The organism is Stenotrophomonas sp. STK17_22, assembly GCF_051983905.1.
Classification (GTDB): Bacteria; Pseudomonadota; Gammaproteobacteria; order Xanthomonadales; family Xanthomonadaceae; genus Stenotrophomonas; species Stenotrophomonas maltophilia_A.
Map to the genome: position 1 here is coordinate 1,682,933 of NZ_CP197010.1, position 26,012 is coordinate 1,708,944.

At 64.5% G+C, this 26,012-nt stretch carries 29 protein-coding genes and 1 pseudogene; 3 read left to right on the top strand and 27 right to left on the bottom strand.

Going from position 1 to position 26,012, the window contains the following annotated elements:
• Nucleotides 1-3: 3 nt before the first annotated feature.
• The 5 genes and pseudogenes from ACSYS9_RS07715 to merT all read right to left on the bottom strand — a co-directional run.
• Nucleotides 4-522, bottom strand: a pseudogene (locus ACSYS9_RS07715) (Tn3 family transposase); the annotation flags it as partial.
• Entirely contained in the window at nucleotides 486-1,001 is a 516-nt protein-coding gene (locus ACSYS9_RS07720) for a Tn3 family transposase (RefSeq protein WP_003098931.1), read from the bottom strand. The pseudogene ACSYS9_RS07715 and the gene ACSYS9_RS07720, both read right to left, overlap by 37 nt.
• Nucleotides 1,002-1,019: 18 nt before the next feature.
• On the bottom strand, nucleotides 1,020-2,708 hold the full coding sequence (gene merA / locus ACSYS9_RS07725; RefSeq protein ID WP_003098932.1) for a mercury(II) reductase: 1,689 nt from the start codon (nucleotides 2,706-2,708) through the stop codon (nucleotides 1,020-1,022).
• Nucleotides 2,709-2,718: 10 nt separating this feature from the next.
• Nucleotides 2,719-3,006 carry a mercury resistance system periplasmic binding protein MerP gene (gene merP / locus ACSYS9_RS07730; protein WP_003116826.1) on the bottom strand — a complete coding sequence of 96 codons (288 nt, stop codon included), beginning with the start codon at nucleotides 3,004-3,006 and terminating at the stop codon, nucleotides 2,719-2,721.
• Nucleotides 3,007-3,018: 12 nt separating this feature from the next.
• Nucleotides 3,019-3,369, bottom strand: coding sequence for a mercuric ion transporter MerT (gene merT / locus ACSYS9_RS07735; protein ID WP_003116827.1), 351 nt, complete (start codon nucleotides 3,367-3,369; stop codon nucleotides 3,019-3,021).
• Between the two features lie 71 nt (nucleotides 3,370-3,440).
• Between merT and merR the strand changes: the two genes are divergently transcribed.
• Nucleotides 3,441-3,848: an Hg(II)-responsive transcriptional regulator gene (merR, locus tag ACSYS9_RS07740; RefSeq protein ID WP_003098939.1), complete on the top strand. Its 408-nt coding sequence runs from the start codon at nucleotides 3,441-3,443 to the stop codon at nucleotides 3,846-3,848.
• 261 nt (nucleotides 3,849-4,109) lie between these two features.
• On the opposite strand, the gene ACSYS9_RS07745 is transcribed toward merR, so the two are convergent.
• The 9 genes from ACSYS9_RS07745 to ACSYS9_RS07785 form a co-directional block, all read right to left on the bottom strand.
• Nucleotides 4,110-4,934 (bottom strand): hypothetical protein, encoded by an 825-nt coding sequence (locus ACSYS9_RS07745; protein WP_003098941.1) that lies wholly within the window; start codon nucleotides 4,932-4,934, stop codon nucleotides 4,110-4,112.
• 288 nt (nucleotides 4,935-5,222) lie between these two features.
• Entirely contained in the window at nucleotides 5,223-5,501 is a 279-nt protein-coding gene (locus ACSYS9_RS07750; RefSeq protein WP_003116828.1) for a hypothetical protein, read from the bottom strand.
• Nucleotides 5,502-5,598: 97 nt separating this feature from the next.
• Nucleotides 5,599-6,336, bottom strand: a complete 738-nt coding sequence (locus ACSYS9_RS07755) for a hypothetical protein (RefSeq protein ID WP_003116829.1) — start codon at nucleotides 6,334-6,336, stop codon at nucleotides 5,599-5,601.
• Nucleotides 6,337-6,419: 83 nt separating this feature from the next.
• A complete protein-coding gene (locus ACSYS9_RS07760; RefSeq protein ID WP_003116830.1) occupies nucleotides 6,420-7,106 on the bottom strand; it encodes a hypothetical protein in 687 nt (228 codons plus the stop codon).
• Nucleotides 7,107-7,288: 182 nt separating this feature from the next.
• Complete coding sequence (locus ACSYS9_RS07765; RefSeq protein ID WP_003116832.1) at nucleotides 7,289-7,681, bottom strand: hypothetical protein; 393 nt, start codon at nucleotides 7,679-7,681, stop codon at nucleotides 7,289-7,291.
• Between the two features lie 21 nt (nucleotides 7,682-7,702).
• Nucleotides 7,703-7,915 carry a hypothetical protein gene (locus ACSYS9_RS07770; RefSeq protein ID WP_003116833.1) on the bottom strand — a complete coding sequence of 71 codons (213 nt, stop codon included), beginning with the start codon at nucleotides 7,913-7,915 and terminating at the stop codon, nucleotides 7,703-7,705.
• Nucleotides 7,916-8,252: 337 nt separating this feature from the next.
• Nucleotides 8,253-8,564, bottom strand: coding sequence for a hypothetical protein (locus ACSYS9_RS07775; RefSeq protein WP_003108988.1), 312 nt, complete (start codon nucleotides 8,562-8,564; stop codon nucleotides 8,253-8,255).
• Between the two features lie 336 nt (nucleotides 8,565-8,900).
• Complete coding sequence (gene lspA, locus ACSYS9_RS07780; protein WP_034137618.1) at nucleotides 8,901-9,401, bottom strand: signal peptidase II; 501 nt, start codon at nucleotides 9,399-9,401, stop codon at nucleotides 8,901-8,903.
• A gap of 3 nt (nucleotides 9,402-9,404) precedes the next feature.
• The gene (locus ACSYS9_RS07785) at nucleotides 9,405-12,317 is read right to left on the bottom strand and encodes a heavy metal translocating P-type ATPase (RefSeq protein WP_003098961.1); all 2,913 of its coding nucleotides are present in this window, start codon (nucleotides 12,315-12,317) and stop codon (nucleotides 9,405-9,407) included.
• Nucleotides 12,318-12,408: 91 nt separating this feature from the next.
• Between ACSYS9_RS07785 and cadR the strand changes: the two genes are divergently transcribed.
• Entirely contained in the window at nucleotides 12,409-12,807 is a 399-nt protein-coding gene (gene cadR / locus ACSYS9_RS07790) for a Cd(II)/Pb(II)-responsive transcriptional regulator (protein ID WP_003098965.1), read from the top strand.
• Nucleotides 12,808-12,874: 67 nt separating this feature from the next.
• Here cadR and ACSYS9_RS07795 read toward each other — a convergent pair whose 3' ends face one another.
• Together ACSYS9_RS07795 and ACSYS9_RS07800 are read right to left on the bottom strand one after the other, a co-directional pair.
• Complete coding sequence (locus tag ACSYS9_RS07795) at nucleotides 12,875-13,249, bottom strand: DUF3703 domain-containing protein (RefSeq protein ID WP_055312603.1); 375 nt, start codon at nucleotides 13,247-13,249, stop codon at nucleotides 12,875-12,877.
• A 12-nt stretch (nucleotides 13,250-13,261) separates the two neighbouring features.
• Nucleotides 13,262-13,471 (bottom strand): hypothetical protein, encoded by a 210-nt coding sequence (locus ACSYS9_RS07800; protein WP_014747696.1) that lies wholly within the window; start codon nucleotides 13,469-13,471, stop codon nucleotides 13,262-13,264.
• 411 nt (nucleotides 13,472-13,882) lie between these two features.
• Here ACSYS9_RS07800 and ACSYS9_RS07805 point away from each other — a divergent pair, with 411 nt between their 5' ends.
• Complete coding sequence (locus tag ACSYS9_RS07805) at nucleotides 13,883-14,518, top strand: cation transporter (RefSeq protein ID WP_003098972.1); 636 nt, start codon at nucleotides 13,883-13,885, stop codon at nucleotides 14,516-14,518.
• A gap of 723 nt (nucleotides 14,519-15,241) precedes the next feature.
• Here ACSYS9_RS07805 and ACSYS9_RS07810 read toward each other — a convergent pair.
• From ACSYS9_RS07810 to ACSYS9_RS07860, 11 genes are all read right to left on the bottom strand, one after another.
• Entirely contained in the window at nucleotides 15,242-17,272 is a 2,031-nt protein-coding gene (locus tag ACSYS9_RS07810) for a DNA topoisomerase III (protein ID WP_003116834.1), read from the bottom strand.
• A 283-nt stretch (nucleotides 17,273-17,555) separates the two neighbouring features.
• Nucleotides 17,556-17,996: a single-stranded DNA-binding protein gene (locus ACSYS9_RS07815; protein ID WP_003098976.1), complete on the bottom strand. Its 441-nt coding sequence runs from the start codon at nucleotides 17,994-17,996 to the stop codon at nucleotides 17,556-17,558.
• 73 nt (nucleotides 17,997-18,069) lie between these two features.
• A complete protein-coding gene (locus ACSYS9_RS07820) occupies nucleotides 18,070-18,597 on the bottom strand; it encodes a DUF3158 family protein (protein ID WP_003098978.1) in 528 nt (175 codons plus the stop codon).
• Nucleotides 18,594-19,382: a PFL_4669 family integrating conjugative element protein gene (locus ACSYS9_RS07825; RefSeq protein ID WP_286894577.1), complete on the bottom strand. Its 789-nt coding sequence runs from the start codon at nucleotides 19,380-19,382 to the stop codon at nucleotides 18,594-18,596. The genes ACSYS9_RS07820 and ACSYS9_RS07825 overlap by 4 nt, the downstream gene beginning before the upstream one ends.
• Before the next feature lie 331 nt (nucleotides 19,383-19,713).
• Complete coding sequence (locus ACSYS9_RS07830; protein ID WP_012112315.1) at nucleotides 19,714-20,964, bottom strand: STY4528 family pathogenicity island replication protein; 1,251 nt, start codon at nucleotides 20,962-20,964, stop codon at nucleotides 19,714-19,716.
• Nucleotides 20,965-20,967: 3 nt separating this feature from the next.
• The gene (locus ACSYS9_RS07835) at nucleotides 20,968-21,528 is read right to left on the bottom strand and encodes a DUF2857 domain-containing protein (protein ID WP_012112314.1); all 561 of its coding nucleotides are present in this window, start codon (nucleotides 21,526-21,528) and stop codon (nucleotides 20,968-20,970) included.
• Between the two features lie 15 nt (nucleotides 21,529-21,543).
• A complete protein-coding gene (locus tag ACSYS9_RS07840) occupies nucleotides 21,544-23,208 on the bottom strand; it encodes a ParB family protein (RefSeq protein WP_012112313.1) in 1,665 nt (554 codons plus the stop codon).
• Complete coding sequence (locus ACSYS9_RS07845; RefSeq protein WP_440569014.1) at nucleotides 23,201-23,461, bottom strand: hypothetical protein; 261 nt, start codon at nucleotides 23,459-23,461, stop codon at nucleotides 23,201-23,203. Before ACSYS9_RS07845 ends, ACSYS9_RS07840 begins: the two co-directional genes overlap by 8 nt.
• Nucleotides 23,445-24,320, bottom strand: a complete 876-nt coding sequence (locus ACSYS9_RS07850; protein WP_012112311.1) for a ParA family protein — start codon at nucleotides 24,318-24,320, stop codon at nucleotides 23,445-23,447. Before ACSYS9_RS07850 ends, ACSYS9_RS07845 begins: the two co-directional genes overlap by 17 nt.
• Nucleotides 24,321-24,362: 42 nt before the next feature.
• The gene (locus ACSYS9_RS07855) at nucleotides 24,363-24,575 is read right to left on the bottom strand and encodes an AlpA family transcriptional regulator (RefSeq protein WP_012112310.1); all 213 of its coding nucleotides are present in this window, start codon (nucleotides 24,573-24,575) and stop codon (nucleotides 24,363-24,365) included.
• Between the two features lie 118 nt (nucleotides 24,576-24,693).
• Nucleotides 24,694-25,440, bottom strand: a complete 747-nt coding sequence (locus ACSYS9_RS07860) for a hypothetical protein (RefSeq protein WP_012112309.1) — start codon at nucleotides 25,438-25,440, stop codon at nucleotides 24,694-24,696.
• Nucleotides 25,441-26,012: the final 572 nt, after the last annotated feature.

Genomic DNA, 26,012 nt, shown 5'->3' on the forward strand with positions numbered 1-26,012 from the left:
ACGCTAAGCCGGTTGCAGCGGTCGTAGCGGCCTGAACTTGCCCGCGCCGATCTTGGCGCTGCTGCGCCAGAGGTAATCGCCGGTCAGGTTGATGTGCTCCCAGCCCAGCGGCGACAGGTACTGCAACAGGGCGTCATCGACAGTCTGGCCGTGACCGCGTAAGGCGTTTGAGGCCCGTTCCAGATAGACCGTGTTCCACAACACTATGGCCGCCGTCACCAGGTTGAGGCCGCTGGCCCGGTAGCGCTGCTGCTCGAAACTGCGGTCGCGGATTTCGCCCAGCCGGTTGAAGAACACGGCGCGGGCTAGCGCGTTGCGGGCTTCGCCCTTGTTCAGTCCGGCATGCACGCGGCGGCGCAGCTCGACGCTTTGCAGCCAGTCCAGGATGAACAGCGTTCGCTCGATGCGGCCCAGCTCGCGCAGCGCCACGGCCAGGCCGTTCTGGCGCGGGTAGCTGCCGAGTTTCCTGAGCATCAGCGAGGCCGTCACCGTGCCCTGCTTGATCGAGGTGGCCAGCCGCACCTTGGCGTTGATCGCCTTGCCGGACGCCTGGAACTGCTGCTGATGCTTGTGCTTGGCAGCGTTGAACAGCTTGCCCAGGATGCGGTCGTGCAGGTCGATGATTTCGTCGGTGACGGTGGCCATGCCCTCGATGGCGAGCGCACCAGGGTCGCGTAGCGGCGCTGTGCCTCGAACTTGGCCAGATCGGCGGGCGTCATCTGGCCGCCTTCGCGGGCGATCTTGAGCAGGCGGTTCTGGTGCACCGACCGCTCGATGCCGGAAGGCAGGTCGAGCGCCTGCCAGGCTTTGAGGCGCTCGATGTGTTCGAGTATGTGGCGCGAGTTCGGCTTGACGGGCGACTGGCGCAGCCAGGCCAGCCAGGTCGTCTTGCCGTTGTCGTGGCGCTTGAGCAGATCGTCGAGGCGGTGCCGGTGGGTGGCCGACAGGGGATCGGACAAGGCCGCGTAGATGCGGCGGTTGGCGCGGCTGTAGGCGTTCATCGAACACCTCCCTTTTCCTCATCCGGCGCAACAGGACAGTTGCTTCACGTCCTTGTTGAAGGTCTGCGCCGCGAGCTTCAGTCCCTCGACCATGGTCAGGTAGGGGAACAACTGGTCGGCCAGCTCCTGCACGGTCATCCGGTGGCGGATCGCCAGCGCGGCCGTCTGGATCAGTTCGCCCGCTTCCGGCGCGACCGCCTGTACGCCGATCAGCCGCCCTGAGCCAGCTTCCGCCACCAGCTTGATGAAGCCGCGCGTGTCGAAGTTGGCGAGCGCCCTCGGCACGTTGTCGAGCGTCAGCAGCCGGCTGTCGGTCTCGATGCCGTCGTGGTGCGCTTCCGCCTCGCTGTAGCCCACGGTCGCCACCTGCGGATCGGTGAACACCACCGCCGGCATCGCCGTCAGGTCCAGCGCCGCGTCGCCGCCGGTCATGTTGATCGCGGCGCGCGTGCCGGCCGCCGCCGCCACATAGACGAACTGCGGCTGGTCGGTGCAGTCGCCGGCAGCAAAGATGTGCGGTGCGCTCGTGCGCATGGCGCGGTCGATGACGATGGCTCCCTGCGCATTGACTTCGACGCCTGCCGCTTCAAGGTTCAGGCTGCGCGTGTTCGGCGCGCGACCGGTGGCGACCAGCAGCTTGTCGGCGCGCACTTCCCCCTGCCCGGTGGTGAGCACGAATTCCCCGCCCGCATAGGCAACGTGGCTCGCCTGGGTGTGGTCCAGCACCTCGATGCCCTCGGCGCGGAAGGCGTCTGTTACGGCTTCCCCGATGGCCGGGTCTTCTCGGAAGAACAGCGTGCTGCGCGCCAGGATCGTGACCTGGCTGCCCAGCCGGGCGAAGGCTTGCGCCAACTCGACCGCCACCACGGAGGAACCAATCACGGCCAGCCGCTCGGGGAGCGAGCTGCTTTCCAGCGCCTCGGTGGAGGTCCAGTGGGGTGTGTCCGCAAGGCCCGGGATTGGCGGAAGCGCCGGGCTCGCGCCGGTGGCAATCAGGCAGCGGTCGAAGTTCACCTCGTGCGTGCCGCCGTCAGCGGTCGCCACGGTCAGCGTGCGCGTGTCCCTGAACCGGGCCTCGCCGCGCAGCACGGTGATGGCCGGAGTGCTTGCCAGGATGCCTTCGTACTTGGCATGGCGCAGCTCCTCGACGCGGCCTTGTTGCTGGGCCAGCAGCCGCTCGCGCAGTACAGCGGGCGCTGCGGCCGGCAGGCCAGCATCGAACGGGCTTTCGCGGCGCAGGTGGACGATGTGCGCGGCGCGGATCATGATCTTGGACGGCACGCAGCCGACATTGACGCAGGTGCCGCCGATGGTGCCGCGCTCGATCAGCGTGACGCGGGCGCCTTGCTCCACGGCCTTCAAGGCAGCCGCCATCGCCGCGCCGCCGCTGCCTATCACAGCCACGTGCAGCGCTTGTTCACCGCCAACATGCTTCGTTTCGCCACCGAGCCAGCCCAGCGCCTTGTCTAGCAGGCCGGCAGGCTTGTTCGGCGTGTCGGTAAGCCGTGCGCGATAGCCGAGCGTGGCCACTGCGGCAACCAGCGGGGCCACGCTCACGCCTGCATCCGCCTCGATTTCGGCCTGCCGCTGCGGATAGGACACCGAGGCCGCGCGCACGCCGGGCACGTTCGTCAAAGCCTGCTGGACGTGCTCGGCGCACGACGTGCAGGTCATGCCTTCGATGTGGAGGGTGATCGCCTCGGCCATGATTACGCCCTCACTGCTTGACGCTGGACGGGTAACCCGCGTTTGCGGTGGCCTTGGTCAAGGCGTCGGCATTGGTCTTGGCCTCGTCGAAGGTGACGACGGCCTCCCGCTTCTCGAAGCTGACTTCGGCCTTCTCGACGCCGGCGACCTTGGACAGAGCCGTCTTGACCGTGATCGGGCACGCGGCGCAGGTCATGCCGGGCACCGACAGGGTGACGGTCTTGGTGGCAGCCCAGGCGGGCGCGCTTAGAGCGGCGGCCAGGGCGATGAGGGTGGTGAGGGTGGTGAGTTTCTTCATGGTGATCTCCTTTCAGTAGAACAGCGGCAGGACGTAGGGAAACGCGAGGGCAACCAGAACCAGGGCGGCCACGATCCAGAAGATCACCTTGTAGGCAGTCCGCACTTGGGGCACGGCGCAAACGTCGCCGGGCTTGCAGGCATGGGCTGGTCGGAAGATGCTGCGCCAGGCGAAGAACAGCGCGATGAGCGCTGCGCCGATGAAGATCGGCCGATACGGCTCCAGCACGGTCAGGTTGCCGATCCACGCGCCAGAGAAGCCGAGCGCGACCAGGACAAGGGGGCCGAGGCAGCAGGCCGAGGCGAGGACGGCCGCGACGCCGCCGGTCGCCAGTGCGCCGCAGCCGTTCTTGGGTTCCGACATAAGGTTCTCCTTCCGGGACTTCGCTTGATGCTGTAACGTTACTTCCGTAGTCAACTACGGAGTCAAGCGCCATGGAGAACGCTCAAGAGAATCTGACCATCGGGGCCTTCGCCAAGGCAGCCCGGGTCAACGTGGAGACGATCCGCTTCTATCAGCTCAAGGGCTTGCTACCCCAGCCGGAGCGGCCCTACGGTCGCATCCGCCGCTACGGGCAGGCGGACGTGGCGCGGGTGAAGTTCGTGAAGTCAGCCCAGCGCCTGGGATTCAGCCTGGATGAAGTCGGCCAGCTCCTGAAACTGGAGGACGGCACCCATTGCAGCGAGGCGGCCGAACTGGCTGCTCACCGGCTGGCCGATGTGCGCGCACGCATGGCGGACCTCACGCGGATGGAAGAGGCCCTGTCGACGCTAGTGAGAGAGTGCAACGCGCACCATGGCAATGTTTCCTGCCCGTTGATCGCAGCTTTGCATTGCTGCTAAAGGGCCCACTTCGGCTCTTAGCGTACGATTTTTTTCCGTTTTCTGAGACGACCCCTGATTGGCGATGGCTTCGGTCAGCACGGGGCGCAGGTCAGCGCCTTTGAATCGCAGTGACATGGATGAAATCTCCTGTGTGGAAGAATGAGAAAGGCCTCCATCCGATGGGATGAAGGGCCTGTAGTGCACGCGGCCGGAACGGCTGGAACGCCGTGGCGGATGCCTCGGGTCAGCCGCAGGACCGCCCGGTTTCGCTGCGGGGCGTCATGCCGGGACGGCCTGGCGCTTGCGGGCCGCTTTCGCGTCGAGGATGCTCACGTCGATCTGGCGCCAGCGCCCGTCGTCGATGAGCCTCTCCAGCACTTCGCCGAGCATGTCGAAATACACCTCGTCGTGCCGATCGACCAGTTCGACCGATTCACCGTTCTGACGGTGCAGTTCCACCACGTAGGTGTCTCCGCCGCGGTCGTAGAGGATCGTCACCCGGCCCTCGAACTTCGCGGTCGAGACCGTGAAGCTGATCGCCGGCGGGGTCTCGATGATCTTGGAGGGCGTGGGATCGACCCAGGTGAAGTCGCGGGCACCGGCATCCACCAGCATGTGGGTGATGCGCCGGAAGCGATCGGGGGCCGGCATCTCCTCCAACTGCTCGATGAGCTGGCCCAACTCCATGCACTGCGGCGTGGGAATGGGCAGCTTGGCCGGCGCCGAGCCGAGGATGTGCCTCGTGATGGTGTACGGCGTGCCGTCCGAAGTCTCCTCGGTGATGACCTCCGGCGTGTCCGCGCGCAGTCCGTCGAAGCGACGACGGGCATAGGGTTGGACATGCACCTTGGCGCCTTCGGCAGGAACCGTGGTCACCAGGCTGGGATCGAGCACCGCGAACTCGGAAGGCTTGAGCTTGACGACGATGGCATCGTCGGTCGCGGCGACCACCTTGCCGTCGAAGGGTTGGGGGTCGATGGCGAAGCCCAGCGTTGAGGACAGCGGCTGATCATCGAACACGCGGTACTTGAACGACCGCACGTTGCGGGGCACATGGCCTGCGACCAGCGAAGGCATCATGGATTTGATGAGGGAACGATCCATGGGGAAACTCCTTGAGGAAAAACAAGGGATTCCCCGCCCGCAAGGGAGAGGTCCCTTGTGGGTGGCGTGGATGGACGCGGTAGGTCCGTAGGAAGAAACGACCAGCACGGTTTCCCGCGCTTGCAGCCTCGAAGGTCTCGACTGCCTGGGCATGTGCCGGCAACGCCGACGAACATGGGGCAAGCATGGCCCTGGGGCGGTCTGCCTGCCCGCAGGAAACGGCACCGCACCACAACCGTTTTCCTGTGCTGCGGGCAAGAAAAAGCCCCTCGAAAGGGGCTGGAGGAATCAGGCTTGGTACACGAAGTAGTGCTCGCGCTGACGCGGAAAGAACACGTGTTTCCACGTGTCGCCGCTTGTGTTGCCACCGTCGAAGACGACCATTTCGTAGTCGTCCACGTCGGTGTCCACCAGGTCGGCGCTGGCGATATGGCGCATGTGCAGCGTGCCGCTCATGCGCTCGAATACCAGGATCTGGCCGATGGCATCTTCCTGGCTCATGGCGTTGACGCAGGCTCCGAGTTGGTGCTCGAAGTCGGATGCGGGTGTGATGAGGTCGGGGAACATGGGATCGCTCCTGTGAAAGTGCGCCGGCCCGGCTCTCTGGCGGGAGACCGGGCCGGCATGCGGTGAGGACAAGGAAGGCCGGGGATGTGTGTGGCAGCTATTCGCCGGCCAGCGATAGGCCCGGCAACACGGGTGCGTCGGCATCGAGGATGAGGATGCGCACGTCGGCCTGGCCGGCCAGTTCAAGGATCTGTGCCAGCTCGTCCGGCATGCCCTTGCTGCGGTGCTCCTGCCGAAGCTGCTCGGCGGCGATCCCCTCGACGTCCTGCAGGTGCTGGTCCGTCCAGGGCGTGGAGATCAGCTTGACGCCGATCGCCGGGCTGTAGGGAATCCGGAACGCGATGAACAAAAAGGCCTCCGGCGTCGCGAGGTCAGCCAGGTTGGCCAGGTACTGGCCGGTTTCGCGGCTGATGTGCGCGCTGCTGATTTCCCAGCACCGGCTGTAGTAGCCGGTCTCGAAGCTCAACCGCTGCACGACTTCCCGTGCGGCCTCGGCCGAATAGGTGTCGCCAATGTGGACGGGGCGGCCGTCGAAGTCGTCGCCGTGGATCGCGTACACCACGGCACCCACCATGCCTTCGCCGCTGCCCCCTTCAGCCGCGTCGCATTCGGCGATCAGTGCGGCGCCGACAGGTTCGGTGCCAGTCCTGACCACCGCGAAGTCGCTGGTGATGATGCAAGGAGAAGAAACCAGCGCCGCGTCGCAGAGGTGCTGCTGGCTCGGGTGGATGTTTCGCCAAACATGCGGGCTTCCGTCCTCGTAGCTGATGGACAGCGTGCGGACGATTTTCAGATTCCAGTAGCCGCGTAGAAAGGGATTGGGATTCTGGGACATGGGATTTCTCCAACAGAATAATGATGGAGCAAATCCCCGCCACCGGGAATTGACCCCGGTGGGTGGAAAGAAAGGAAACAGCGTCAGGTGACGCTGATCGTTGGCGTTTGGGCCAATCGCTCGGCGACGCGCCGGCGCAAATTCATGCGGAATGGCTCGTCGCTGACGCCCGCCAGCAGATTGATGGTCTCCAGCGCGATCAGGGCCGAAGCCTCTTCGATGTCGGCGGCCACAATGGTCTTGCGCAATTGGTCGCCGAGCTGGAGGGCCTGGGAGGAGGAGCTGATGAAGCGGACCTCGCGGCTCAGGTAGCAGCCGTTGCCGCCGAACTCGAACAGCCGCGGCTTGCTGCAGTACCAGCAGCCCTCGAACTGGATGGCGGTCAGGTGGTGCCCGTCATCGAACCGGGTGGCGATCAGAAACAATGCGTCGAGATCGGCGGTGTCCTCGAACGAATGACGGTCGATCAAGTTCCCCAGCTCTTCGTCCTCATCGGCACGGAAGTGCACGGCGAGCAGTTCGAGCAGCGGCGGGATCGACAGCCCTTCGTCGTCCGGCATCGGAATACCGAGTTGCGTGGCCAGGTCTTCCAGGCCATCGAGCACGTCCGGCCATTGCGGATTGGTGGTCTCGGCGATCTGGGCGATGTAGGCCTGCCCGTTGCCGGGGTGGCTCTCGTCCAGCGCGAAGGCGCCGAACAGCGCCTGGATGACGGGCGTCACACGGTCGAGCACGAGAACGCCGGTGGCTTCGTAGTAGTTGTTGGCCATGAAGGCTCCTTTCGATGAATGAACGGAGCCAGCCCTTGCGGACGATGGCATCCGCAGGGGAAACCGCCTGATGCCGGATGGCGCTGGGCGGGGAGAAAACGCGAGGGACATGGCCTCGAACGAGGCGCATGTCCCTCATGGGGTCCCGTGAACGCAGTGATGAAGGTGTGCCAGGGACCGGCTCACCAACCGCTGTAGTTCAGCAGCAGGTCGGCGATCACCTGGCGACGTTGCAGATCGAGACCATCGAAGTCCGACAGTCCTTGGAAGTGGCAGCGCTTGAGCATGGCACCGCCCTCGCGCGCGTTGTAGAAGCTGAACATGGCGGACAGGAACATGCGTTCCCCGCTGCTCAGGACGCCGAGTGCGTCGTTGGCACGCAGCATGTCGGGACGCAGATCCCACTTGCTCTTTGCCTGGTTCAGGCCTTCGCGCGTGCCGTCGCCAAACCATTGCGGGCCTGCGATCTCGACGCCGCGCTTCCAGACCTCGAAGAAGGCTTGGGGCGCGGCGGCGAAATGCTGCTCTTCCCGCATGATCTGATCGACGACTTCCTGGGGCAAAAGCTGGTTCATGACGTGGTTCCTCCAGTTGGATCAGGGTGTGGCGAGCTGGGACCAGCCGCCTCTTTCGAGGGCACGTTGAGCCGCGGCATAGCTGCGGAAGTACTGGCAGGATTCCCGCGAAACGGGACCTTCTGTATCGCGCGTGCCGATGTAGTGGCCGGCGGCGCTATGCAGGATTTCGAGCGGCAGGAACTTGCCGCAATGGATCAAGGCCAACTGGCCGAAAGAGGCTTGCTGGGACATGGACGGGCTCCTTGGAAAAAGCGGGGCCTCGTCCCTCACGGGATGGCAGCTCCCGCACGCGGTTGAGAAAAAAGCATCGGCGTCACGGGTGACGCGCGTCCGCAGACTCGATGCGATGGCGGACTGGCGGGTAGCGCGGAAAGAATCCGCGGCAGCCTGGAAACTCTGGCTGCTGGCATGGTGCTGACGAATCAGCGACACATGCGGGCAGCTTCATGCGCGAGGCGAGCCGCGTCAGCCGGAAATCGGCATTTGCAACAGCCCCGATTGGCGAACGCGGAAAAAAGAAAGCCCCGCAATAAGTGCGGGGCTGTCAGGAGGATGAGGCGAAACTGGGTCAGCGAGGCCTGTCGCCCAGTACATGCTGCTTCCACAGGGCGAATGCCTCGTCCGGTCCCAGCTCTGCGAGGATGACGATGGGCTGGCCCCGACGGGCACGCAGCGATGCGAAATACGCTGGCCGGTCGGCGATGGCGTTGAGCTTGATGCCCTTTAGGAACAGCAACTGGCGGGGGCGAACTTTGGTGGTAACGCAGGCATGATTGCGCTTGTTTGGGGCAAAAGGGCCAGCGAAGCGGGCGGACACGGCCAGAAAACCGCGACGAACTACTTGTACTTGCCAGGCGAGGCGAACGGGTGACATCAGCATATCGCTATGCGGTAAAGAAGACCGTCCTAAAGCTTGCAGGATCCCGGCATAGCTTCATCATCACCTCTCCGTGACGGCTCATTGGAACGAAAAAGGCCAGCATCGCCGTGATGGACTTTCATAATTGCCAGGTCAACTGGCTTGCGTGCTGTTTATTCACAGCAAGGCATTGCGACGTCGTTGCAGCAATCGCCGCCATCGCAACAGGGCGTTGCAGCAAAAGCGGCGGTGGGCGCTAGCATGAGGGCCAAGCCGCGGCCGCTCATGCTGGGGGCCGTTCTCTTCAGATTGGTGTCCTGCACCGTGTGCATTGCGAATTTCCGGATCGTCCCAATGTCACTGGGACTCCTTTGTGGCGGCCGGGTTCTCCACGCTCATGAACGACTGGGCCACCAGCGCGATCGCCCCGCCCACGATGGTCATGTCAGCGATGTTGAAGGCGGGCCAGTGCCAGCCGTGCAGGTGAAAGTCGATGTAGTCGATAACGTGCCCGCGCGTGGCGCGGTCGAACGCGTTGCCCAATGCGCCGCCCAGAATGAGGCTGTACGAAAGGCCTTCCGTTTTGCGCAGCGGCCGGGAGAGCAGCCATGCGAGCCATGCCGATATTGCGAACGCGATCGCCAGAAAAAACCACCGCTGCCAGCCGCCCGCGCCAGCAAGGAAGCTGAACGCCGCGCCGGGATTGAGAGCGTGAACTAGGTTGAAGAATGACGCCACCTCGTGCGACCAACCCAAGGGAGTTGTCGCGTCAATGTAGCTCTTAGCTGCCTGATCGCCGGCGAATATAACGATCGCGAGTGAGTACCACTGCGTCTTGCGAAGAGATGGTTCATCCATTGTTCATGCCGCCTTGAACTTCAGGAGGCGCAGCCCATTGACGACAACCAAAAGACTTGCCCCCATGTCAGCGAACACAGCCATCCACATGGTGGCATGCCCTGTGAACGTCAACGCAAGGAACACCGCCTTGATGCCAAGGGCCAGAACGATGTTCTGCGTGAGGATCGCCGCAGTGCTACGCGACAGCCGGATGAAGGCGGGGATCTTGCGCAGGTCGTCGTCCATCAGGGCGACGTCGGCTGTTTCGATCGCGGTGTCGGTGCCGGCCGCGCCCATGGCGAAGCCGATGTCGGCACGGGCGAGCGCGGGCGAATCGTTGATGCCGTCGCCCACCATGCCCACCTGGCCCTCGCCGCCGACCAGGCTTTCGATGGTCTTGAGCTTGTCTTCGGGCAGTTGGTCACCACGGGCTTCAGAGATTCCGACCTGGGCAGCGATGGCCGCGGCCGTGTGCTGGTTGTCCCCCGTCAGCATCAGCGTGCGCACACCCAGCGCCTGCAGGTCGGCCACCGCCTCACGGCTGGTTTCCTTCACGGTGTCGGCCACTGCAAAAATGCCGAGCACGGTCGCATCGTCCATCAGCAGGATCGCTGTCTTGCCTTGGCGCTCCAGGGTCTCCAGCCGAGCCTGGAGCGTCGCTTCGCTCAGGCCCAGCTCCTGGGCGAGCCTGTGGTTGCCCATGTGCAACATGCGCCCGGCGACGCGGCCGCGCACGCCGCGGCCAGGCAGCGCCGCGAAGTCGTCGACCTCGTGCAGCGCGATGCCGTCACGGTTCGCCTTGCGGGCGATGGCCTGAGACACAGGATGGTCCGAGCGTGCCGCGAGGCTTGCGGCCCAGGCGGCAACTTCCTGCGCCTCGCCGATCAGCGGCACGAAGTCGGTCTGCTCGGGCTTGCCATGTGTGAGTGTGCCGGTCTTGTCCAGGGCCAACGCCTTGAGCTTGCGCCCGCCCTCCAGGTAGACGCCACCCTTGATCAGGATGCCGCGTCGGGCGGCAGCGGCCAAGCCGCTGACGATGGTGACCGGCGTGGAGATGACCAGAGCGCAGGGGCAGGCGATCACCAGCAGTACCAGGGCCTTGTAGACCCAGTCAAACCATGCGCCGCCGAAGGCGAGCGGCGGCACGACGGCAACCAGCACGGACACCGCGAACACCGCCGGCGTGTAGACGCGGGCGAACTGGTCGACGAAGCGCTGCGTGGGCGCACGGCTGCCCTGCGCGGACTCCACGGCATGGATGATGCGCGCGAGCGTCGAGTCGCTGGCGCCTGCGGTCACCTTGTATTCGAAAGAGCCGGTCTCATTGATGGTTCCGGCGAAGACCTGGTCACCTTCGGCCTTCTCGACGGGCAGGCTCTCGCCGGTGATGGGCGCCTGGTTGATGGCCGATCGACCCGAGGTGATCAGGCCGTCCAGTGCGATGCGCTCGCCAGGACGCACGCGGACCACCGCGCCCTTTGCGACCTCCTTGGCCGGCAGCTCTGTCCATGAGCCATCGGCCTGCCGCACGGTCGCGGTCTCGGGCGCCAAGTCCATCAGCCCCCGAATGGCGTTGCGGGCGCGGTCCAGCGACTTCGCCTCGATCACTTCCGCCAACGCGAACAGGAACATGACCATGGCGGCCTCCGGCCAGTGGCCGATCGCCATGCCGCCGGTGACCGCGATGGCCATCAGGGCGTTCATGTTCAGGTTGAGGTTCTTCAGCGCGATCCAGCCCTTCTTGTAGGTGCTGAGGCCGCCGGTGAAGATCGAAACCAGTGCCAGCACGATCACGGCCCAATGATTGCCGTCGTTGACCCAGTACACGCCTTCGGCGGCCACCGCCGCAACGCCCGAAACCGCCATCGGCCACCAATTGGTCTTGTGCGCGGCCACCGGGGCATCGCGCGGCTCATCAGTCCTCTGGACCTCGGCTTCCATGCCCAGCGATTCGATGGCTTCGACTGCCGGCTTGATCGCGTCGGGTGTGTGCCGAACCGTGAGCGTGCGCTGCATCAGGTTGAAATCCATTCCCTGCACGCCCGGCATGCCTTGCAGCTTGCCGCGGATCAGACTTTCCTCGGTCGGACAGTCCATCTTCGCGATGCGAAGTACCGTGGTGGCTGTCTGCATGTCCTGCCGCGCAGCCTGCATTCCAATGGAAGCAAGCGCCTTCTCGATCGGCGCTGAGGTCGCCAGCGTGTGCTGGACTCCCAGCACACGCTGCATCAGATTGAAGTCGAGCGCGGTCACACCCGGCAGCTTGCCCAGCCGGTCGCGGATCAGCGCTTCTTCCGTCGGGCAATCCATGTTCTCGATCCGGTACGTCACCCGCTCGCCGATCGGCGGCGCGGAAACGGCAGCGGTTGGTTGCTGCTGCAGGGCCGAGGATGGGATCACAGCCGCGGCTTCGATCGGCCCCGTGTGGCCGAAGGTCTGCTCCTTGGCGCGCATGCCGATCGAGGCCAGGACCTGCTCCATCTGCGCGCGTGCCTGAGCGAGGTGTTTCACCGACAGGGTGCGCTCAGCGAGGTCGAAGTCGAGGTCCTGAATTCCCTCGACTGCCCCGAGGTGCGAGCGGATGAGTTTCTCCTCGCTCGGGCAGTCCATGTTCTCGATGCGGTAGGTGGTCGACACGGCGGCGTCTCGGACAGCCTGAGCCTTCATGCCCACCGAATTCAGCGCTTGCTCCAAGGCATCGGCCGAGACTTCGCGGTGCGAAATGGTCAACAAACGCTGCGGAAGATCGAACAGGAGCCGCTCGACACCGGGCATGCCCTCCAGCGTTCGCCGCACCAGTGCTTCCTCATTGCGGCAATCCATGTTGCTCACGTGGAAAACGGTGGTTTCAGTGCTGGCCTGCTCACTGGCGCACGCCGTCTGTTGGCCATTGCCGCCGGAGCAGGCGCATGGGCTGGAAGGTTCTTTGTTCATAGATCGCTCTTCATTGACAAGGTTTTCCCCGGATGCCATCATTAGAAAACCTCTAGTAGATATAGAGTCAAGTTTTTTATAGGAAGCAACCATGATGCGGATCGGTGAACTGGGCAAGAAGGCAGATTGCTTGGTGCAGACCGTGCGCTTTTACGAGTCAGAAGGCTTGCTGCCCGAGCCTGCACGTAGCGAGGGCAACTTCAGGCTCTATGACGAAGTCCATTTGCAGCGCTTGCTGTTCATCCGCCGCTGCCGGGCGAAGGACATGACGCTGGATGAGATCCGTCAACTGCTGAACTTACGGGATCGGCCAGAGTTGGGCTGCGGCGAGGTGAACGCGCTGGTCGACGCTCATATCGCGCAAGTGCGGACCAAGATGAAGGAATTGCGCGCCTTGGAGCGCGAGTTAATGGATCTGCGACGCTCCTGCGATAGCGCCCGAACCTCGCGCGAGTGCGGCATTCTCAACAGCTTGGCCGAGCCCGCCTGAAGCTCGAGCGTGTCATCGGTGCTGGAAGTGATCGGGTCCAGTTCTGAGAGCCACGTGCCGCGCTCCATCATGCGAAAGCGCGCGGTTCTGACGTTTTGAGACGGCGTGCGACCGAGGGCGTGGCCCACAGGAGCCAGCGCGAGCCGGACGACCTGCGCGCCGCAATCTCCGCCACCTTACGGGTTCTCCAGGCCAGACCGAGCATCGCGGCGTGGCTGCGCAGGTGCAGGTGCAGGCCAAGGTAGCAGTGCGCCACGACGCGGCCCGACTCATGGGCACGCCACGCAACTCGCGATCGCTTCGCAAGAAGCCGCAAGGCCCGACTCGCGCAAGAATGCGACGTGGGCAAGATCGTATAGCCAGCAGCGCAAGCGTTTGCCGCTGCTGGCCGGCTCCGGAAGGGATAGACAAGCTGCGGGCCGTAGTCCATTGGAAAGTCCATCTTTCTTGAGTGTCACTCTTTGGCGCCCAGCGTGTGCTTTTGCGACCGGAAAGCGCTGAACAAGTGGCCCCCGGGCATCCAGAAATCGCCGTAGTTGACTTGGGCGTCTTCGTGCTCACGCTTGTGATGCCAGCGATGGGCTTCAGCCACCCCGATCAACAATCCCAACGGCCCGACCCGGTATCCCAGATTGGAGTGCTGGAAGGCCAGATGCACGACCAAGAAGCCGAGCCATGCGCCGACGGCCAACCACAGCTTGGAACGCCGCTACTGGCTCAACGGGGAGTGGAAAGGCCGCCCGCCCTCTAGCAAGGCGGCACAAGCGAGCGCGACGATCACTGTGAGTAGCTCCGTCGGAAAAGACGGCCGGCCGGTCGCGAGCTCGCCGAAGAGCACAACCGCAGTGGCGCCACGGATCAGTGGATAGCAGCCATACCGGATGACAGTCACAATGAAGGGGGCGCATTGGTGCTCATCTGTTCTGTCCTAAAGCTCTGACTGGATTGGAAAACCTTCTAGCTACGGTAGAGTCAAGGGCGTCCGGGAAGACCCTGTGGCAAGTTCGTTGCATCTGCGCCTTGACTCTCCAGCCGCTACAGGCTTCAGCATCCATCGATTTGGAAGGAACAATGCATGGCTGAAAACCACAGAAATCACGAAAACGACGAGTTGGGCCGCCTAGATGCGAGCGATGCGAAGGACCGAAAGATTCTTCTGACTGTGTTGCTGATCAACCTGACGCAGTCCGCCGCCGGCATTGCCCTTGGCATCTGGGCTGGCTCTACGGCGCTGATGGGCGCCGGGTTGGACAACCTCGCCGATGCGTCGGTCTATGCGGTTAGCCTGTATGCCGTCGGTCGTGCGGCAACGGTCAAGGTGGGCGCGGCCCGCTTGTCGGGTTTCTTGCTAATCGGCCTGGCCGCGCTGCTGCTGTTGGAAGTCCTACGCCGCTTCGCTGGAGGGGAAGAGCCTGTCGGCCCAGCCATGATGGCCATGGCCGCGCTGAACGCGGCTTTGAACCTAGTGTGCCTCAGACTACTGCGCCGCCATCGCGGGGAAGATGTGAACTTCAAGGCGTCAGCGATCTTTACCAGCAACGACTCCATCGTCAATGGTGCGATTGTGCTGTCCGGGGTGCTGGTGATGGGGTTCGGGTCGAACATCCCGGATCTGGTGCTGGGCGTCATCGTGGCCGCAATCGCAGCGAATGGGGGGCGGGAAATCCTGCGCGAAGCATCGGAAACAGCTCGCCGTAAGGCGGGCACATAAGGCATGTTTTCGCCCAGTTCATCCCGAGGTTTACCTCTGCAAAAGAGGTAGTCCAGCCTTTGGGCTACGGCCTCGGCTGCAGCCGAGCGTACCATTGGCGATGGCCGCGCGATAGGCGGGCATGCCGTTCTCGACCTCCGTCTGCCGTACAGCAGCGGTGCGCAAGGTTGAGGGTGCATGTCGTCTCTCCTGTTCGTGTGGCCCAGGCCAATGGCCGGGCCGGGACGTTGATGGGCAGGAGAATGGCGCCGAAGGCCCAACGGCCTTCGGCTCGGGAGAAAAGAGGAACCACCCGTGGGCTGATTGGCAGGCCCGGTCGTCGCTAGAACCGTCTGCTCATCAAGCAATCACACCCGGCCCATGTCGTGGCTGGGGCCGGCATCGTCTGGCGCACATCCGCGCACAAAGGGAGCCCGTTTTTGCACCGGCGGGCACCGGCACCGATTACCGCTGACCACGAAGGGTCTCCCGGTGGCTCGTGCAGCCTGGCAAGCCACCGGGAGACCCTTCGCAGAGGGCGGAAGAAACGCAGATCAACAGAACGCGCGTGGTGCGGCTCGCAGAGAAGCTACCTTCAGGTCCCGCGGCCGGGGACGGCTGGGCGGGACGCGCACACGGATCAAGAAGGCGTTGCGCGCTGGGCGTCCCGCAGGGCATGCGGCGGAGTGCGGGACAGGGGCCACGCCGCCGAAGGCGGGCACGGCTCACGGGGAACGGGGGCGGTCAGGAGCCTTTGCGGCCGCTACGGCGCGGGCGCGAGGCGCCGCGCTTGGAGCTGCCGGATTCGACTGGCAGCGTGCCTTTGCAGTCCGGGTAGCGGCTGCACGACCAGAACGGGCCGCTCTTGCCGCTGCGCTGGCGCGTGGGTGCGCCGCACTGCGGGCATGCCGGCCCTTGGGGAACCTTGATGGACAGGGAGGCGCTGCCGTACTGCGCAATCAACTGCGAAATCCACGCGGCCTGCTTGCCGATGAACACGTCCAGGGTGAGCTGTCCGGCCTCGATCATGTCGAGCGCCTGTTCCCAGACGGCGGTGGTGCCAGGGTCGGCAATCGCCGCAGGCACGGCATCGATCAAAGTGAAAGCCGCATCCGAGGCGCGGATGGCGCGCCCCTTCTTCACGAGGTAGCCGCGAGCGATCAGGCCGCCGATGATGTTGGCCCGCGTCGCTTCGGTGCCGATGCCAACCGTATCCTTGAGCTTCTGCTTCAGGCGGGGATCGGACACCAGCTTGGCGACGCCTTTCATGGACTTGACCAACTCGCCTTGCGTGTACGGTTTGGGCGGCAGCGTCTTGAGTGCCTTGAGATCGACGTCGGCCACCTGGCATGCCAGGCCCTCATACAGTTTCGGCAGCGCGGGCAGCACCTGGGCGCGGACCGCAGTATCGCCCTCGCCATCACCGTCTTCGGCCTGCGGCTCGGCGAGCACCTGGCGCCAACCCGGGATGACAACCTGCTTGCCCGTGGCCGCCAGGTTCTGCCCCCCGCACGAAAACTTGGCCACAGTGCGGTCGAACTCGTGGTGAGGGAGGAACTGCGCCAGGTAATGCGACCGGATGAGCCTGTACACGGCCAGTTCCTTCTCGCTCATGGCGGAGAGCTTCGCCGGTTCGAGCGTCGGGATGATGCCGTGGTGCGCCGTGACCTTGCCATCGTTCCAGGCGCGCGAGCGCTGCGAGCGGTCGAGCTGGCCCATGATCGAGCGCAGCGAGGGATCGGTCTTGAGCAGGCTGTCGAGAACGGTGGGCACTTCGGCAAACATGCTCTCGGGCAGGTAGCCGGAGTCCGAGCGGGGGTACGTCGTGGCCTTGTGCGTCTCGTACAGGGCTTGGGCAATCTCCAAGGTTTCCTGCACGTCCAGCCCAAGCTGCTTGGAACACACTTCCTGCAAGGTGCCCAGGTCGAACGGCAGCGGCGGGCCTTCGCGGACACGCTCAGTCTCCACCGACACGACGTGGGCACTGCCCGCAGCGCGGATCTGCTGCATGGTCTGCTGTGCGACCGGCTGCCGCAGGCAGCGGCCTGCGTCGTCGGTGCACGCATCGGGTGGAACCCATTGCGCGGCGAAAGTCGAACCGCCTGCGAACAGGGACACGGCGATGGCCCAGTATGGTACGGACACGAAGCGCGCGATCTCGCGGTCGCGGTCCACAACGAGCTTGAGCGTCGGGGTCTGTACGCGGCCGACCGACAGCACGCCGTCGTAACCCGCCTGTCGCCCCAGCACCGTGAACAGCCGGCTCAGGTTCATGCCCACGAGCCAATCCGCACGGGAGCGCGCCAGCGCCGAGTGGTACATCGAAAGCGTCTCGGCCGAAGGCCGCAGCTTGCCCAGTGCCGCCCGAATGGACGCATCGTTGAGCGCCGACAGCCACAGGCGTTCGATGGGGCCGCGGTAGCCGCAAAGCTCCACGATCTCGCGGGCGATCAATTCGCCCTCGCGGTCGGCATCGGTGGCGATAACCAGGTGAGTCGCCTTCGCCAAGAGCGCCTTGACGACCTTGAATTGCGTGGCGGTCTTCGGTTTGACCTCGACCCGCCAGTGCTGGGGAATGATGGGCAACTGCTCAACGGACCATCGTTTGAGCTGCTCGTCGTAGGCCTCGGGCGGCGCCGCCTCCACGAGATGGCCGATGCACCAGGTGACCGTGACGCCGGAACCGTTGAGGCAGCCTTCACCGCGCTGCGTGGCGCCGAGAATCCGGCCAATGTCTTTGCCCTGGGAGGGCTTCTCGCACAAGAACAGCCGCATATCCGTCCATCCCGATTCCTGTTGTTCATGGAGTTGCTGGGATCGAGGATGCCGAGCGCAGCCCCTGGCAGCAGCAAACAAGCCGCATGCGGCAGCGACCGCTTTCACGCCGATGAAATGGCGAGTGCGGGGAAGGTGCGTGGCCGGAAGTGTGCGGGCCGAGAGCCGCGATTTCCGGGAGCGCGCGTGGAACTCGGTGGACGTTGGTGGAGCTATCCCCTGGGGATAATTCGCAGCGCATGGAGGGCGGCGAAGCACTGCGGCAGCCGCCCTCCATGCCCGATCACTTCCTGCGCTTGGTCTCTTTCGGCGCCGTCGATTCCTGGGTGGCCTGGGGCTTCGGCTCTGCCTCCTGTGGCTTCGGGCTGAGGGCCACAGACTCGATGCGGTACGGCAGGATGCCGACACTGCGCGCGTTGACCTGCCAAGTCTCACGCGGCTGATCTTCGTTGTCCGTCCAGGGGTCGCGCTCCATGCGGCCGACGACCAGCACCCGCATGCCCTTCTGGTAGAGCTGCTGCCAGCGGTCGGCGTCGTGGTGCCAGAGTTCCACCGGCGCCCAGAAGCCGCCGCGGTCCTCGAACTCGCCGCCCTTGGTGGGGACGGGGTTGTCGAAGTACACGTTCAGCCGGAGCAACCGGCGAGGATCGTCGTTGCCATTGGGGAATTCGCGGTACTCGGGAGGCGATCCGATGTTGCCCTCGCCGATGAATTGTGTGCTCATGTTGGAATCTCCGTGGTGGTTGAAATACCCGTGCCTCGTTGGGCTCGGGCGCGTGCTCGGATGGCAGGCGCAATCACCGATCGCGCACTGCGGCAGGAACGGACGCGAGCCGGCGCAGGTAGGTGTTGTCCGCCTGCGCGGCCTTGCTGGCGCATTCCTGTGCTTGCCTGCCCAGGGTGTGCAGCAGGCTGATCTGCATGTTCAGCATGACGCGCTGCAGTTCGATCTCGTGCAGGTCGTGCAGCAGGTTGACCGGCGTGCTGGGGCTCGCCATCAGCTCCTGCCACAACGCCACGCCCATGGCCGATCGATCGTGCTTGCGCCAGCGAAGAAAGGTCGTGCCTGCGCCAGTGGTCTGCTGGGCCAGCTCGACGGGAAGCAGGTGGAAGGGATGCCCGCACGCCTGTGGCAGCACCTGTCGCTGCGCCAGGGCAATCAACTCGTCGCGCATGGCGAAGCACTGGCTGGCCCAGGCCTCGAAGTCCCCTTTACCTTTAAAAGGCTTTAAAAGGCCTTTTAGAGAGGCCGCGTGTTCCAGCCGCATGAAGGCTGGCTGTTCCAGACGACGGAAGTAGCGCGGTTCGCGGTTCGGGTCGCTCATGCCGGTTCGTCCTCGCCGGCGGCTGTGGACTTGGCCTCGGCCGAATCGGCGGCAGCGCCTTCGTCGGTGGGAGATGCGGCTGCGGCAGCGCTATCACCACGCTGTTGCAGACCACGGCGCACGACGGGCGGCGCAAACTTCGAGCGGCGCATGCCTTCGAGCACGTCCTGCGGCAGTTCGCCGAACTTCTCCAATGCTGCCCGAGCTGCGGCGTTCTTGGCCGCGAAGTCGTCGCGGGTGCAGCCCGAGTAGCGGTATTGCTGGGCCAGGCTGAACAGGCTGCGCAGCGCGTGGGCACCTTCGTTGAGCCAGCGCTCCAACGTCGAGCGATCGATCAGCGCGGTGTGGTGGGCGAGGATCAGCTTGCGCGCGATGTCGTCGTAGTCGGCCAGGAGATAGACGGCGGCAAAGCCCAACTGCGCATTGACGAACAGCGGAAGCTTGACGGGCTGCACGTTGAGGTTCTCGCCCAGGGTCAACGCGGCGGGCACGCCGGCCAGGGCCTGGTCCACCTGGTCGCGCAGCGATTGCAACGTGGTCCTGGTCTGGTCGAGCTTTTCCTCGATGCGCAACATCCACCAGTCGCTGTACGGGTCGTCCTGCTCCGAGCCGCGCTTCATCTTGTTCATCACGGCGATGTAGCCGTTCAGGCCGACGATGCCGGGTCGCCCCTCGGCGGCGGCGCGGCCATGCCAGATGCGCGAGGCGTGGTGGGTGTGAAGCGTCAGCGACATCGCGCTGCGCAAAGAGCCGAGATTGAGTTGCAGAGGTTCGTTGGTTGCCATGGCGTCCGCTCGCTTGGGAAAAGGAGCGGTCAGGATCGGCACGCAACGGAAGGCAGTCAGTCAACAAACCGAAATGAACCGGGACCCGGTTGTCGTGGCAGCGGTGGCCTGTGACACGAGCTATCCCCAGGGGATAGCTCCATCGAAAGCCATGGAGCGCTGCTCGCGCAAATGGTGCGTGCGCTCATGCAACCGACGCCATTACGGCCCCCCTGGACCGAAGTGCCATGCCGTGCCTGTCGGCGTTACAGCTTGTAGTACATCTATCCCCTGGGGATAGCTCTACTGACGGCCATCGACGTCTGCTTCACGCCCTTGTCGCTCGTCGCGCTCAGCTACTGCGCAGAAGGTCGCGCAGCCGGTCAATGTGCTGCCGGGCCACCTCGGGTGGAACCACATTGCGCGGTGGTTCAGGCGGTGCATCTCGTGCAGGGGCAGGTGGCGGTGCTGACCCGGCTTGCTTGGCCCAGGCGTTGAACTCGCCACGGATGGCGCGCTGGATGATGCCGAACAGGTAGCCTGCCGGGTTGCGGATGGTGCTGCCGCGACAGCGATCCGCCCATTCGTCCAGCACGGCCTGGCGTAGCGGAGCATCGACCTGCTGCAATGCCACGATGGCGGCGGCCTGCTGCTCTTCCTTCAAGCCGAGAAAGCGATCAGGCAGGCGAACTCCTGGCATCGCACGCGCCTGCCCACGCTCACGCGCGGTAGTACGTACTTCATTCATACGACTACTACGTACAGTACGGTCCTGCTTCGGATTCCGAAGAGCGCCGTCTGACGCGGGTTTCGGCCCTGCTTCGGAATCCGAAGAGGGGTCATCAGAATTCCGAAGAAGGCTCGGCGCCCCTTCTTCGGAATCGTGAACCCTATCCTTCTGTGGATAACTCTCCTGCGACCCAATGCCCTGGCTCGCGAGGCGTTCGGCAAGGACCTGCAGCCGCGAGGGCAACGTGCGGCCAGACAACAACGGGTCTTCGGCGATTTCCTTGAGGGTGTGCAAGCCCACGACCTGGACGGCCTTGGCCGAATGGCCCAGGGCTTGGCTGACGAGCTCCAAGTAGTCCGGGTCGAGCTGCATCGCCTCGAAAGGCGTCAGGGGCTCATCGTGCAGGACGTAGAGGTTGCCGAGGATGCGCCCGGTCTTGGGGTCACGCCTGCGGCGCACGAGACTCAACCAGCGAGTCAGGCGCAACAGCGTCAGCGCCCGTGCCACGGTCTCGTGAGAGGCCTGTCCGGCGCAGGGCATTGACGCGAGCCACGGGCGAAGTTGCTCATACGTCGGAAACGCCGTGACCCCATCCTCGTTGAGCATCATCCGAAAGACTTGCCAGGCATTGCGTTCCAGCGGCGTCAGGCGTCGGTCCAGGAACAGCCGTCGCGGCACGCTCTCGTGCCGATTGCCGCTGAACAGAAAACCGTCGCCGGTTGCGGAGACAGGAGATGTTGCGGATGCGGGAGCTGGCGCGGACGCGGGCGGGCGAGGTTTCGGTGCAAGGTCTTTCAGCGCGCTGTCGAACAGATCAGCGAGGGCGACCGGGCCTTGGCGTGGTGCTCGTGGTGCAGCGTCGTCCACGGCCATGACTCAACCCAATCCCTGATCGATCCAGTTCTTGATCGCAGCCCAGACCACCGACAGCGGCAGTTCCATGCCTTCGGCGAGGTCCATTGCCGCATCAAGAACCGAGGTCTCATCCTCCAGCTCGACATTCCTGCTGCTGGTCACGGCCTTCCAGCGTCGCCACAGCTCGGTGTCCTGCTCCTCGTCCAGAACCGGATGGCGCCCCTTGCGTTTGGGCAGGCCGAGAACTTCACGCCGTAGCGCGACTTCCTGGTGCGTCAGCCCATAAAAACGGCTCGCCATTTCCGTACTGGCCCCCAGGCGCAACATGCGATCGACGGTGGCGATCTCCTTCTCCACGTCCTGCGCCTGTTTGAGCAATCGCCGGAGCACTTCCCGGTTCACCGAGACAGAGCACCACGAGACGCTGGCATTGGCCAGTACGCTGATCAGCGCCGGATGCTTGAGCGCATCCAATTCTTCCTCACCGAATCCCATCGCCTTGCAGCGGCGCAGTTGCCCGTTGCGCAGATCGTAGAGCGCCTGCGCGATGACGGCCTGGTTGAGTGGGTTAGGTGCGGACATGCGGGCCTCCCTCGCTCAGGTCCCAGGACCGAGAGCGCCGGCTTCCAGATCCAGCAGGCGCCGGGCCAGCCGCAGCAGACGAAACAGCTTGACCAGCGCGGTGTCGCTCAATCGCCGGGCCCCGTCGGCATGACGTTGGCCTTGGCCGTGCAACAGCGCTGGCAGGTCGGTGACGAAGTGCCCGCCGTCCAAGCCCACGTCGGCCGACTGCTGACCGGCCAGGGAAACCAGCAGCGCGAGCACGGCACGTGCGAGCGGCGACGAAACCTGGGTCGGGGCACGACACGCGAACCCGATGCCATCTGAACGATCCTCGACACACGCGTCCAGGTCGACCTCGCCCGCGATCTCGCGCGCGAACTGCGCGATGTGGACGCGCAGGCGGCCGGGTGCGTCGAGACCTGGGTCGATATGCCAGATGTCCGAGATGGGATAGAGGCCACCGGCCTGCACGGGAATCGACTGCAGCACGTTGGCCGAGAAGTCGGGCGGAAGCGCATCGCCCAACTGGTCGGCGACCATGCGCTGGATGGACTGGAGCCGCTGCGTCGTGGGTGCCGGAGAGACGATGTGCTCGTCAAGTAGATCGCCAGCCGCTGCCGCAGGGGTGGCTGCGGATGCCTCACGCGGGGCCGCATCGTCCTGGGGCCTTGTCGGCGCGGCGGCAGAGTGGCCTGCAGAATGTGCTGCTGTGGCGGGGGACGGTGCCGGTTCAATCGGCGGCCGTGCGATGGCCCCAGGCTCAGGCAATGCCGGCGGCGCCGATGGCGGGGTTGGGTCGCTGACCAGGGCGCGGTGGCGGCTCTCGGATTCGGTCAGGTCCAGGGCAAGCACGTCGTAGTCGATGCCCAGCAGCTCGGACATCTGACCGATCAACTCGTCCTGCACACGCTGCGGCGAGAACTCGTCGGCCTGGGTATCGAACTGCGACAGCACTTCTTGGAAGAAACTGTCGAAGTCGAGCGGCAGGGAGCGGCCCTTGGCATAGTGCTCCCACGTGCGCTCACTGGCCTTGCGCATGACCGACAGCCGCTCGACCTGGTGGCGACCGAGGCCACCATACAGCACGGTCGGGATCGCAGGCAGCAGGTAGCGCACCGCATCGGCCATGCGGCTGATGTGTGACTGCTGCACGGGGAAGCCGTCGGCGCCCAAGCGACGGGCCAGCTCGGACTGGCTCAAGGTCGTGCTGCTTTCCGCTTCATAGAACTCGCGCGCCTTCTCGACGCCGAGGGCGCGCTCGATGAACGTCAAGCCGCCACGCAGTTCGTTCTCGGCGAGGTGCCCGGTCAGCGCGACGATCTCCCCGCGCGCAGGCCACGGCCGGAACAGGCACGATATGCGGAAGAAGCGCTCGTCCTTCGTTTCTGTCCAGAGTTCGCGCAGGATCGCCAGCCTGGTGTTGCCGCCGTTGCGGATGATGTAGTGCGCCTCGCCAGGACGGCGTGTGATGGCTGGCGCCGCATCCAGGCCGCGCTCGCGGATGGAGGCCTTGATTTCATCGTAGGCCGAGTTGCGCTTTTTGCGGGGATCGTGGTCGTAGGGCCGCAACTGGTCCAGCGTCACGACCATCGGCGTGTCGGCGATGGGGTCACTCAAAGCCGTGGCCGATGGCCCACTGCGCTCGAACCCGGCGGCAAGCAGCTTGCCGGCCATGTCCTGGGAGGTCATCTCAGCCATGGCCGCATCCCTCGGTGTTGGCGGGCCGGGCCATGCGGGCCTCGCGCTCGGCTCGGCGGATCTGCGCACGGGCATTGAGGTCTGCCCGGTAATCGCTCGCTGTCGAGCTGGTGTAGATGGCGGCGCAGCCGGTCTTGGTGAATTTGAGGTGTCCACCCCGAGTACGTTTGACGTGCCAGCCTTCGCTCACCGCAAACTCGATCAGGGCGCGCAGTCGCTTGTGGCCACGGGACAGTTCATGTGCGCTCGCCACGGGACCTCCCGGTTTCAATAGAACGTGGAGGACGGCCGGACACGCGGGCGAATCTGTCTTGCCACTGCGGGAACAGTTCGCCGGCGAGCGTGCGCATGGTGTCGAGCGCAGCGGGCGCAACTCTGCCTGGTGGCTGTCGATACTCGACGCGATGCACCGGCATGCCGCGGGTTGCAGCGCGCGGATAGGCTTCGATGGCCGGCACGTCGGTGCCCAGCACGCGGATGCCCGTGTGATCCTGAAATAGGTCGTGCAGCGCCTGCTGGATCATGCGTGCGTTGGCGGACACGGGGTGGACACGATTGATGAGTAGGTGCAGCGGTGGCGGTTCGATGCCAAGGTGCCGATACGGCGCGATGTCCTCCAGCAACTGCATGGTGCCGCGCCGCAGTTCGCGGGCCGCAAGGATTTCCGGGGTCACGGGTGACAGCGCCAGGCCGGAGGCGAGCACCGCCATCTCCAACAGCACCGAGCGCGCGCCTTGGGTGTCGATTAGCACCAGGTCATAGAGCGGCGCCAGCGCCGGCAGCAGGTGGCGCAACCGCAGGCGCCCGTCTGGCGCGTGCAGCAGCAAGGTGTTCAGTTCACCCCGGTGGTCGTTCGAGAGCACCAGGTCCAGGCCCGCGATGATGGTGCGGGACACGAGCTGGTCGAGACCGCGCTCGTTGAACGCCAGCAGCTCATAGATGCCGCCGGGCGCGCGGTGAGCCAGATCGTAGTAGGAGGACAAGGTGGGCTGCACGTCGAGATCGAGCAGCAGCACGCGCAGCCCCGCGTCCGCGGCGAGCCCGCCGAGGTTGGCGGCCGTGGTCGTCTTGCCGACGCCACCTTTCGTTGAAATGATGGATACGACCTGCATGGCGCTCTCCGTTTGGCGATGGGAAGTCCGAGGGGGAGCGAGTCAGGTGCGGTTGTTAAGGCGTTCGGCGATCCACTGATCGATCTCGACCGAATCCCAGCCCACCGCGCGCACGCCAAGGCGCAACGCCTGTGGAAACTGGCGCTTCTTCATCAGGTTGTAGATGTGGGCGCGTTTGAAGCCGGACTTCGCTTCAACTTCATCGAGCCGCAGGATGCGGCGCTCGTGCGGTGGCAGTACAGGTACTTGCGACATGGCGGTCACTCCTGAACGCTCAGTGGCGTTTGTTGGCGTGACCTCTATTCAATAGACATGGCTGCAAAAAGACATTGCAAATGCAATCTCCGAGACTGCACATACAAGATGGAAGAATTCACGCGGCTGCGCTACGCACATTCTTCCTGGCGTTGGCGAACTTGCCGTTCAAGGTTCGCTCCGTGATGCCCATGGTGCCGCCATAGTGGGCGAGCAATGCGGTGACGATTGCCTCCTGCGTCTTGAAGCTGGAGTACGGCACACCCGATGGGGATTGACCCAGCATCAGCGTCAGCATGCCACCGATGATGTTCAGGTACGTGGTCTCCGCTCGATCACTGATCGCGCACTGCTTGGATGCCAACAGCACCGCGGACTGCTTGAGCAAGGCTTCGTGTTGCGCTTGAAGTTTGCGCATCTCACGCCGGCTATGGTCCAGCGCGGCCTGCAGAGCCTGCCGTTCCAGCAGGATTGCCTGTCCTGTTTCCAGGGTGATGGAGGGATGCGCCATGCGCTCGCTGCGGCTGAACAGGAATCCGGGTCGATGCTCAGGATAGTGAGTGCGCATCCAGCGTTTCAGATCGACGTGGCGGATGGTCAGATCGGGTGAACTCACCAACTCTGGGTCATTGAGCGTGATCCCGTTCTTGCCAAAGGGCAGTTCCGAGTTGAGGATGCCGTCGTAGATGCGTTCCGAGTACAGCCGACACTCGTTCCATCGCGGGCAGTCCAATGTCTGCGGCAGGCACCGCGGTGATGCGATCGAGGCGAGGATCGACGCCTTGTACCGCAACAACCCAGCCCACCGTATGGCAGCTTCGATGGGACGATAGAACACCTTTGATAATGGTGGCTCCTTGTGCATGTTTTCGTCTCCTTTCGGAAGCGCTACATCACCGGCTCCTTTCTCGCCCTGCCAAGGGCTGTTGTGTCGTTATGCCTGTGGCGGATGCCAGGGACGAATGCCCCGGAACGTGGGCGGACGAGATCATGGCATCCGCCACAGGTGGCCCTCTCTTGCTCAATGTGCAAGAATCGACCAGTTGCCGGCCCGTCGAGTAACAAGGAAGAAGCACGCTCGACAATGGCGCTCACGGTGCCAGCGTCATGGGGTGCGTCAGGCGTATCAAGACCGATTCGCTATGGTCTGATATCCCTACGGTTTCACAAGTCGCGCTGGGGCGCAGTCGTTGCTCAACGTCCAGAGGGACGCAGAGAAAACCGCGCGTGTGATGCTTGTTCTGGCATCCTGATATATCGACATAGCATCCAGCGATCCTGGGCTGTGGCCAGTTTGAGGCTGTTGCGCGCCGCTCCCACACGGTCGCCAGCTGACCAGGTGATGTGAACATGCGCCCCATCTTTCCTTGCTCGCCGCTTGGCCTTCATCACGAACAGCCTTGGGCTGTGGTGCGCACGGCATCAAACCAAGCGCGG

Bases quoted from the DNA above. Each gene is read 5' to 3' on its own strand.
- ACSYS9_RS07720 (WP_003098931.1), bottom strand. From the start codon at position 1,001: ATGAACGCCTACAGCCGCGCCAACCGCCGCATCTACGCGGCCTTGTCC.
- merA (WP_003098932.1), bottom strand. From the start codon at position 2,708: ATGGCCGAGGCGATCACCCTCCACATCGAAGGCATGACCTGCACGTCG.
- merP (WP_003116826.1), bottom strand. From the start codon at position 3,006: ATGAAGAAACTCACCACCCTCACCACCCTCATCGCCCTGGCCGCCGCT.
- merT (WP_003116827.1), bottom strand. From the start codon at position 3,369: ATGTCGGAACCCAAGAACGGCTGCGGCGCACTGGCGACCGGCGGCGTC.
- merR (WP_003098939.1), top strand. From the start codon at position 3,441: ATGGAGAACGCTCAAGAGAATCTGACCATCGGGGCCTTCGCCAAGGCA.
- ACSYS9_RS07745 (WP_003098941.1), bottom strand. From the start codon at position 4,934: ATGGATCGTTCCCTCATCAAATCCATGATGCCTTCGCTGGTCGCAGGC.
- ACSYS9_RS07750 (WP_003116828.1), bottom strand. From the start codon at position 5,501: ATGTTCCCCGACCTCATCACACCCGCATCCGACTTCGAGCACCAACTC.
- ACSYS9_RS07755 (WP_003116829.1), bottom strand. From the start codon at position 6,336: ATGTCCCAGAATCCCAATCCCTTTCTACGCGGCTACTGGAATCTGAAA.
- ACSYS9_RS07760 (WP_003116830.1), bottom strand. From the start codon at position 7,106: ATGGCCAACAACTACTACGAAGCCACCGGCGTTCTCGTGCTCGACCGT.
- ACSYS9_RS07765 (WP_003116832.1), bottom strand. From the start codon at position 7,681: ATGAACCAGCTTTTGCCCCAGGAAGTCGTCGATCAGATCATGCGGGAA.
- ACSYS9_RS07770 (WP_003116833.1), bottom strand. From the start codon at position 7,915: ATGTCCCAGCAAGCCTCTTTCGGCCAGTTGGCCTTGATCCATTGCGGC.
- ACSYS9_RS07775 (WP_003108988.1), bottom strand. From the start codon at position 8,564: ATGCTGATGTCACCCGTTCGCCTCGCCTGGCAAGTACAAGTAGTTCGT.
- lspA (WP_034137618.1), bottom strand. From the start codon at position 9,401: ATGGATGAACCATCTCTTCGCAAGACGCAGTGGTACTCACTCGCGATC.
- ACSYS9_RS07785 (WP_003098961.1), bottom strand. From the start codon at position 12,317: ATGAACAAAGAACCTTCCAGCCCATGCGCCTGCTCCGGCGGCAATGGC.
- cadR (WP_003098965.1), top strand. From the start codon at position 12,409: ATGATGCGGATCGGTGAACTGGGCAAGAAGGCAGATTGCTTGGTGCAG.
- ACSYS9_RS07795 (WP_055312603.1), bottom strand. From the start codon at position 13,249: ATGGACTTTCCAATGGACTACGGCCCGCAGCTTGTCTATCCCTTCCGG.
- ACSYS9_RS07805 (WP_003098972.1), top strand. From the start codon at position 13,883: ATGGCTGAAAACCACAGAAATCACGAAAACGACGAGTTGGGCCGCCTA.
- ACSYS9_RS07810 (WP_003116834.1), bottom strand. From the start codon at position 17,272: ATGCGGCTGTTCTTGTGCGAGAAGCCCTCCCAGGGCAAAGACATTGGC.
- ACSYS9_RS07815 (WP_003098976.1), bottom strand. From the start codon at position 17,996: ATGAGCACACAATTCATCGGCGAGGGCAACATCGGATCGCCTCCCGAG.
- ACSYS9_RS07820 (WP_003098978.1), bottom strand. From the start codon at position 18,597: ATGAGCGACCCGAACCGCGAACCGCGCTACTTCCGTCGTCTGGAACAG.
- ACSYS9_RS07825 (WP_286894577.1), bottom strand. From the start codon at position 19,382: ATGGCAACCAACGAACCTCTGCAACTCAATCTCGGCTCTTTGCGCAGC.
- ACSYS9_RS07830 (WP_012112315.1), bottom strand. From the start codon at position 20,964: ATGGCCGTGGACGACGCTGCACCACGAGCACCACGCCAAGGCCCGGTC.
- ACSYS9_RS07835 (WP_012112314.1), bottom strand. From the start codon at position 21,528: ATGTCCGCACCTAACCCACTCAACCAGGCCGTCATCGCGCAGGCGCTC.
- ACSYS9_RS07840 (WP_012112313.1), bottom strand. From the start codon at position 23,208: ATGGCTGAGATGACCTCCCAGGACATGGCCGGCAAGCTGCTTGCCGCC.
- ACSYS9_RS07850 (WP_012112311.1), bottom strand. From the start codon at position 24,320: ATGCAGGTCGTATCCATCATTTCAACGAAAGGTGGCGTCGGCAAGACG.
- ACSYS9_RS07855 (WP_012112310.1), bottom strand. From the start codon at position 24,575: ATGTCGCAAGTACCTGTACTGCCACCGCACGAGCGCCGCATCCTGCGG.
- ACSYS9_RS07860 (WP_012112309.1), bottom strand. From the start codon at position 25,440: ATGCACAAGGAGCCACCATTATCAAAGGTGTTCTATCGTCCCATCGAA.